Source organism: Corallococcus sp. AB049A (assembly GCF_003668885.1).
In the GTDB taxonomy this organism is placed as follows: domain Bacteria; phylum Myxococcota; class Myxococcia; order Myxococcales; family Myxococcaceae; genus Corallococcus; species Corallococcus interemptor.
Window position 1 is genome coordinate 1 of sequence record NZ_RAWL01001221.1, and the last position, 424, is coordinate 424.

Annotated in this window: 1 protein-coding gene; it reads right to left on the reverse strand. The window is 66.5% G+C overall.

Translation table 11 applies throughout. From position 1 onward, the window contains the following. On the reverse strand, window positions 1–424 hold a 424-nt coding region (locus D7X55_RS46820; RefSeq protein WP_199747445.1), incomplete at both ends, for a hypothetical protein.

Sequence of the window (424 nt, forward strand, 5' to 3'; positions counted from 1 at the left end):
GCTGGTGTACTCCGGCTCGTCCGCATCGTTGTAGGACAGGTAGCCGGTCAGGGTCCAGCGATCCAGTTCGGTGATGAACTTGCCGGCGATGTGGTCATTGCTGGTCTTGCCGCTGCCATCGATCCAGTCATGCACGCGCGCCGACGAGGCACTGACCCAGGCGCGGGTGTGGCCGCCGAGCAGGCCGGTGTCGTAGCGCACGTAGTACTTGCGCGCCTCGTTGTCACCGGCGCCGACCACGAAGCGCAGGCGGCTGTCCTGCAGCGGATCGCTGGTGAGGAAGTTGAGGGTGCCGCCCAGGGCCTCGTTCGAGCGCGAGGAGATATCGGCGGTGCCCTGGCTGACTTCCACCGTTTCCAGGTCGAGGGTGTCGATGTAGCGGTTGGCCAGCGAGCCGCCGCCGTAACCCGAGCCACCATTGGGC